Origin of the sequence: Microcystis sp. M179S2 (assembly GCF_020245805.1) — a bacterium.
In the GTDB taxonomy this organism is placed as follows: Bacteria; Cyanobacteriota; Cyanobacteriia; order Cyanobacteriales; family Microcystaceae; genus Microcystis; species Microcystis aeruginosa.
Genome location: NZ_JADBUE010000321.1, coordinates 1 through 5,077, shown reverse-complemented (window position 1 = coordinate 5,077; position 5,077 = coordinate 1). Strand labels below are relative to the sequence as shown.

At 38.6% G+C, this 5,077-nt stretch carries 5 protein-coding genes; all 5 read left to right on the top strand.

All coding sequences use genetic code 11. The features are described from left to right. The first annotated feature begins 243 nt into the window (after positions 1-243). The 5 genes from IM500_RS20110 (at position 244) to IM500_RS20090 (ending at position 4,927) form a co-directional block, all read left to right on the top strand. Entirely contained in the window at positions 244-1,353 is a 1,110-nt protein-coding gene (locus IM500_RS20110; protein WP_287739410.1) for a serine/threonine-protein kinase, read from the top strand. Between the two features lie 188 nt (positions 1,354-1,541). After that, positions 1,542-1,829 carry a hypothetical protein gene (locus IM500_RS20105; protein WP_287731801.1) on the top strand — a complete coding sequence of 96 codons (288 nt, stop codon included), beginning with the start codon at positions 1,542-1,544 and terminating at the stop codon, positions 1,827-1,829. A gap of 218 nt (positions 1,830-2,047) precedes the next feature. Next, on the top strand, positions 2,048-2,539 hold the full coding sequence (locus IM500_RS20100; RefSeq protein WP_287739409.1) for a COP23 domain-containing protein: 492 nt from the start codon (positions 2,048-2,050) through the stop codon (positions 2,537-2,539). 59 nt (positions 2,540-2,598) lie between these two features. Then, positions 2,599-4,005: a S1 family peptidase gene (locus IM500_RS20095; RefSeq protein ID WP_287739408.1), complete on the top strand. Its 1,407-nt coding sequence runs from the start codon at positions 2,599-2,601 to the stop codon at positions 4,003-4,005. Between the two features lie 49 nt (positions 4,006-4,054). Then, positions 4,055-4,927 carry a S1 family peptidase gene (locus IM500_RS20090; RefSeq protein WP_287739407.1) on the top strand — a complete coding sequence of 291 codons (873 nt, stop codon included), beginning with the start codon at positions 4,055-4,057 and terminating at the stop codon, positions 4,925-4,927. Positions 4,928-5,077: the final 150 nt, after the last annotated feature.

Below are 5,077 nucleotides of genomic sequence, written 5' to 3'. Positions count from 1 at the left end.
GGTACTTGGGCCGATGTGTTAAACCGCGCTGGTATCGGTATGGAAGTAATGCACGAGCGTAATGCACATAACTTCCCCTTAGACTTAGCTAGTGGTGAACAGGCTCCTGTAGCTCTGATTGCTCCGGCTATCAATGGTTAATTCCTAGTCTGAACGAAAAGGCACTCCCGCGAGGGGGTGCTTTTTTGTGGCTGTGGTTGCTAGAATATAAATCATCTTCTGTCAAGATTGCCAACCAAGACCATGAAACCCTCAATAATTATTGGCCAGTATTATAAAATTGTAAAAAAATTGGGCGTGGGTGGATTTGGAGAAACCTATATAGCTGAAGATTCACGGCGTTTAGGAAGTCAATGTGTTATTAAAAAGCTTACATTTAAAAGCAATAACCAAGATGAACTTGAAAAAGCGCAGGAGTTATTTTATCGAGAAGCTAAAACGCTAAAGGATTTAGGCAAACACGATCAAATTCCTTATTTATCTGCCTATTTTTCAGAAGATCAAGAATTTTATTTAGTTCAAGAATATATAGAAGGTGATTCGCTGGAAGAGGAAATTAGCTCTCGCGGAAAATTCAAGGAACAGGAAGTCATTGAATTTTTGCTAGGGATTCTCCCCGTTTTAGAATACATTCATAAAAAACAAGTAATTCATCGAGACATCAAGCCATCGAATATCTTGCATCGGGATCAAGATAAAAAATTTATTTTGATTGATTTTGGAGGAGTCAAAGCACCTCTTTTATCCAATTCAACATTACCGAATTTATCGGGGGGGAATCTAACTAAAATTTTTACCAGTGGTTATACGCCAAAAGAACAAATGGACGGTTATCCAGAATTCAATAGTGATATTTATGCTTTGGGAATGACTGTTATTAAAGCTTTAACTGGTATTGAACCAAAAGATATATCTCGTAATTCGAGTAACAAAATGCTCGCATGGAGAACAAAGGCTAATAACGTGGGGGATCAACTAGCGGCTATTATCGATCGAATGATTCAAGAAAACCACACAGATCGCTATACAAATGTAGAGGAAATTCTTGAAGACTTGCATCATTTAGGAAAAACAGTAGTTATCAATAATAGTCAAGTCAGTGTTCTTCGTTCGGCGATCAATACCCAGATTCCTATGGTCAATATACCTCTGGGCAAGTTTTTGATGATATTAGTCATGATCACAGGATTTATCTGGGGTTTTAATCTACTTCGAGCAATAGTCTTCGATTTGCATCCTCATCAGAAGCCGATCGAGTCCCCAATTCCAAAACCGTCTCCTAGTCCTTCTTCGCCAGACCCCGAAAACGAGGGAGGGATTTTTCTTCGTCCCGATAATCTAAAGAAGAACTAGGCTAGAGTCAAAGCACATCTAATCGTCTGGCTTGATAAGGGAAAGAAATAAAACGATTCTTTTGGTTTCTGTGTGGAAACGGGGGTCTATACTGATAGTTTCTTCTTTCAAAATAGTCCTAAAAGTATTATTCAGTAACCATTTCACCTTACATAAACAAAAATTATCACACAAAGTAGAGAAGAGCCATGACACGTCAATTTCATCAGATTATGCCACTGTTGGGATTATTGATTAGCTTGTTAAGTCTCTATACCGCCCAATACAATCTGCACTTTGCTTGGAAAAATCTAGTCATGAATTGTCAATCTCATCGCCACCTAGAAATTTGTCGAGATGTTCTACCGACTATAGAGGTTCCCGATAAACTTCTATTCCTTCGCACTGAAGAGAATAAACGAGAAGGGTCGATCGAGCCGTCAGAACCCCTCTTTTTGCCGACTGATTCCTACCGAAAGCCGATCAGAGTACCTTGATTTTGTCAGAAAATCGTGACAAATCGTGACAAAACGAACACGGTGCAGAAATTGTTGAGTTAAGCAGAAATTGTTGAGTTAAGATGATTTTATATTATCCTTAGTGATGGAGGGTTTTAACGTTGAATAGACTCAAGAGGTTCGCAATAGTTCTTGTAGCGGCAGTAGTCGGATTTTCGGTCTTATTCTCTCAGCCGATTTTCGCAAAAAACCCGCCAGTGAGGTTTCAGTGTCAAACTCTCAGTAATGGTGTTCCCGCTACTGTGGCTACTAGCCAGCAATGGCAGAACCAACCACGTCAATTGATTCGGTGGTTAGAACCGTTAGCGAAAGAGGCTGGGTACACGCCGCTAAAACGCTGTCAAGAGGTGAGTAATCGTCTTGATGAACAGTTCCGCAAAGGGTTTCAATATATACGACATGATTATATCAACGGAAATCCCGCAATTTGTACTACTAATAAAGAAGGAGCTAAATGTAGAGAAGAGCAACTTCTGTGGACGCTTAATGGAAATATTTACGGATTTGAGAATGGCAGTGGTGGGAAAGAAAGCCCTAGTCAGTTATTAGACGACTTGTTCGCTCTCTCCGATAGAAATTTTTCTGGGCGGCCTCTCAAGCAATGTGGTAATAAGTCAACCTTCGTTAACATTATGGCGGTTTTGCGAGGTGAAGAGAAGGTGGCCAGAGAAGTGTGTGTTTCGCAGTAATCATGAAACTTAGAAAATTTATCGTTATCTTTCTGTTAACTTGCATGGTGTTGTTCACCATGCAAGCTTTTTTATATCCTATCGAGGCACAAACTTCTAATGCTGATGAGCAACCCTCTATAGGGAAGATGGATGAAGATATGATAAGGGATATCGCTAGATTGATCACTGTAAGAGTTTACACAGTTTTATGGGAAGAATGGCCATTTACAACAGACGACAGCGGTTCGGGAGTTATCGTTGATAGACAAGAAATCAAACGGAAAAATAGTCAAAGCATCTACAATTATTTAGTCTTAACAAACGCTCATGTCTTATCTAGAATTGACAAATTTTATATTCAAACTCATGAGGGTTTCATTCATAGAGGTCAAATTCATCCCAAGGCTAAATTCGAGCGAATGGGGGTAAAAGCTGATCTAGCCTTGTTATGGTTCGAGAGTCCTTATCAATACGAAACAGCCATTAAAAAAACGTCGGAAAATTTGCCAGATAAAAGTGACTTTTTTGTAACTGGATTTCCCTGTAAATTAGGTGCAGTTCCTAGTCCTGATTGTCCAGCAGAATTTCTTTTTACCAAAGGCAAAGGATGGGTTATTGATCGCTATCTAAAGGACGGATATCAATTGGCTTTTACCAATGACACCGAGGAAGGAACCAGTGGAGGTGCAATTCTCGATCATAAAGGGCATTTAGTAGGAATCAATGGAAGAGGAAAAACCACGACTGATGCCCCACAAAATAACTACGCAGATAATAAGAGAGTTCCGTTCATTATTCAAGACAATGCTCCCTTATCTTTGGGATTACCTATTGATTGGTATTTATCGCTCAATTCTCAGCAATTATTTAGCGAATTACCGACCTCCACGGCTCAATTAGAACCGATCGGATTTTTGTCTCCACCTCTTTCCGTCAAATCAGAAACTCTTGGGGGAAGGAAGTTAAACCCAATGACTCCTGTTGATCGGTTAAATCTTGAACAAAAATTGAACATGATCTTGATACTATCGGGGGTATTGCCTTTGATAGTATTGATTCTGATAATATTAGTAGTTTTGACAATCCTTAAAAATATAATCGAAAATTTTTGGATTTATTTTCATCCAACAGAAATAGCAACATTTCAGATAGAATCGAACGACAAAATTAAAATTTGTATATCAGATTCTGAAAAGGTAGTCGATTTTACTACAAATAAGCCCATAAAATTGGCAGCTGCACAGAACTGTCAAATAATACTTACTTCCTTAAGTTTGGGAAGCCATCAAAACAAAAATATTATCCCCAAAATAGTAGATAATAACCAAAACTATTATCGATACGGGCTAGAAGAGGAAGAGAAATATCAAAAAGTTATTTATAAAATTCTTCGTCGAGGCAAAACTCTTAAACTGATACATACTAGGTCTAAAATTGAAACTGTTACCGTTAACTTTGAATTTCAGGATAACACTGGTCAATAAAAAATCTCTTGAAAAAAGGAATATTACTCACGAAAGCAAAGTAAAAAAGATGAAGTATCGAGCTATTTATACTATTTATTTGTCAATTATTTTATGGGGTATATTGGTAGGCTGTGAAAAAAACGGCAATATGCCGCAAGAGCATGAGGTAAATTCATCAGTAATTTCCGAAACATTAAAAAAATCTACTGTGTATATCAAAGGAATAGGAACGGGTATAATCATCGGTTCCGCTTCTAATGATTACTATGTGCTGACCGCCAAACACGTAGTAGATAATCTATTGAATCCATCTTCAAAGGAGATCGTTACCTATGACAATCGATTCTATCCGATCCAAGAAATTATCCCAGACAGAGAATTAGACCTAGCCATTGTTAAATTCACCAGCGAGATGGATTATCCTACTGTCACTTTAAATCCCAATATCTCTCAAGGTCAAGCAGTCTCGGTATTAGGTTGGAGATATTGTTCTGGAAAACCAAAAGAGGAGTTGACACTCGGAGCTATAGAGCAGATCGTCCGCTCCGATCAAGAGTACACCGAAAACGATAGAAAGCTTTTAGAGAATCTCGACGATCCAAAAAAACACTTTCAAGAGGGAAATCGAGTCAAATATACAAATCCAACGATTGAAGGAATGAGTGGGGCTGGAGTCTTTAACCAAGATGATCAAGTGGTGGCTATTCATGCCACGGCTGGAACCTATGAAAACAGTACAGAAAACTGTTCGGTGTTAGATAGTACCCATAGTCCTAACTGGGGAATTCCGGTCGAGGTTTTTTTAGATTCTGCATTATCTCGCGGAATTCCGCTCAAAACGATCAAAGCTTCTCCTTACCAGAAGGAAAATCCTTCCCCGCAGAATATCAAGGAACAATCAAATGAGCCGATCTTTAAAAGACCGAAATCAGCAAATTAATCTAATTTGTTTGACCTGTACTCTTTGCTGTTCATCAGCCTAACCTTTAGGGGTGAAAGCGGCACTCACAGGAATAAGGAGTTCTGTCTTTGATTGAACGGTATTTGGTATTTGGGAGCATCTCATTTATGCAAGTGAGTAATTATACTT